Annotated in this window: 3 protein-coding genes; 1 reads left to right on the top strand and 2 read right to left on the bottom strand. The window is 36.5% G+C overall.

What is annotated here, in order from left to right:
• Nucleotides 1–223 precede the first annotated feature (223 nt).
• Both FD29_RS10265 and FD29_RS10260 read right to left on the bottom strand, forming a co-directional pair.
• A complete protein-coding gene (locus FD29_RS10265; RefSeq protein WP_057888845.1) occupies nt 224–403 on the bottom strand; it encodes a hypothetical protein in 180 nt (59 codons plus the stop codon).
• 1 nt (nt 404) lies between these two features.
• Nucleotides 405–1,106: an NAD(P)H-dependent oxidoreductase gene (locus FD29_RS10260; protein ID WP_235804302.1), complete on the bottom strand. Its 702-nt coding sequence runs from the start codon at nt 1,104–1,106 to the stop codon at nt 405–407.
• Nucleotides 1,107–1,234: 128 nt separating this feature from the next.
• On the opposite strand from FD29_RS10260, the gene FD29_RS10255 reads away from it, so the two are divergent.
• Complete coding sequence (locus FD29_RS10255) at nt 1,235–1,669, top strand: ACT domain-containing protein (protein ID WP_057888843.1); 435 nt, start codon at nt 1,235–1,237, stop codon at nt 1,667–1,669.
• Nucleotides 1,670–2,009 lie beyond the last annotated feature (340 nt).

Raw genomic sequence — 2,009 nt, 5'->3', positions numbered from 1 at the left:
TACTGTTTAGAATACTCTCATTTTCTATATATCCACTTGACTAATCGTAGGAAACAGAGTGTGACAGAACTCGGTTAACTTCCGAGCAATAATTGAAAAATCTCAATATTCGCATTATGAATATTGAGATTTTTGCTATTATGCGGAAGAAGTTGAGTTCTGTTGCACGTTTATGCTGCATATTTAATAAAAAACACAGTTGTGTCACAGTCTCTTTTTATTTTTACCACTGTTCATGATTCCAAAGGCGACCATCGACTTCACCCTGCAATTTTTCAGTCCGTTCATTTTGTTCGTCAGCTACTTTTTTCATAGCAGCTAAGAAGGCCCGATTTTCATATGAATTTTGTTTTTTTGATAATTTGGCTAGTTCTTGACTGAGCCAAACTCCTGTTTCGTCCATATTATTCATCCTCCCCTTGTTTGATTAAACCGATCGTACTCTTTAGTTGTTCAACATCTTCACGGCGTTGGATAAAAGTATTGAGCAAAGTCTCACATTCAGTGCAATCAGTGTCATTAAAGTATTTCAAACGGTCCGTGAATTCCCGTTCAAACCAAGCTTGACGGTTCGTTAAAGTATCAGGATATACTTGCGTCAAATAACGTTGGTAATCGATCAATGTTTGCATCTGTTCTTGGTCATCCTGATATTGAAACTGTGAAATGACAAACGTTGGCATAATTTGCATTTTGGCTCGATCAGCGATGGCGTGATATGGGGCCATAACTTCATCAAGCGTAATATTCTCAGTGCCACCACGTTGAAACTCTTTTTGGGGCATTCCTGTATTGACTACGATGCCAAACTCTTTATCCCCAAGGTTATCATCGCCATCCCCATAGACGAAATTACGAGTTAATACTTTATCTTCCCAATCTTTTAAGCCTGACGGTGCTGCGTACCAATATAGTGGAAATTGAAAAATGATCCGGTCAGAATCCATCAACAAAGCTTGTTCTTTATCGACATCAATTTCTCCTAATTCTTCAACATGATGCCAAGTGACATCTTGCAATTTTGCACCCTGCAACAAAAATTGTTGCGTCTGTGAATCATTTATTTTTGGATGTGAAACTACTACTAGGGTTTTCAAAATTAACATCTCCAATCATTAATAGAATAGCAAAAAACTCTCTCGGATTACAGTTTCATCAATTTTTTAAACAAAAAAAAACTACGCAATGATATAATTTAAAAGATAGACCAGAATCATTTACGAGGAGATTAATAATGGAAAGATATTATATTGTCGACAGTTCTATTCTTCCTGAATCCTTTGATAAAGTTATAAAAGCTCGCAATTTGCTTGAAACCAAAAAAGTTCACAACGTCAGTGAAGCTGTCAAAGAAGTCGGTATCAGTCGTGGTACTTATTACAAGTACAAGGATCTCGTCTTTTTACCCGATGAAGAGATGAATGATCGAAAAGCGGTTATTTCGATGATGCTGCACCACCAACAAGGCATTCTTTCTAAAGTACTTGTTGATATTTCTGAATCAAATGCCAGTATTTTAACTATTAATCAAAACATCCCTATTCACAACATTGCCACAGTAGTTATTTCGTTGGATATTAGCCATCTCAATGGAACTATTGACGAATTGCTCGAAAAATTAAAATTATCCGATTCAGTCGACAATGTGCGACTCATTTCAATTGAATAGTAGTTTTTAACCATAAATACCCTTGATTCAGATTGGGTTCTTTTTCAAGTTTGGTTGTTCACTGCCGTCTTCCATGAAATTCTGGTGGACGCTGGAACGCAGTGAGAACAACTTAGAGCCAATTACAGTTCAAATTGTCTCTAAGCTTGTCTGTCTCTAATCTGGCAAAGGACGCCAGCCAAGAGACTACCACGGCTGAGCATCCACCAAAATTCCATTCCAGACTAAACGGTTTTTTATTTGTTTTACATTAGTAGTGTTAAAATTTTAGATCTAATGATTCAATATTTTATTTACGATAAATCGAGTAGGAGGTAACTTTTAATTACCGACCTCTCAC

Origin of the sequence: Companilactobacillus mindensis DSM 14500 (assembly GCF_001434275.1) — a bacterium.
In the GTDB taxonomy this organism is placed as follows: Bacteria; Bacillota; Bacilli; order Lactobacillales; family Lactobacillaceae; genus Companilactobacillus; species Companilactobacillus mindensis.
This window is presented reverse-complemented; position numbering and strand designations above follow the sequence as displayed.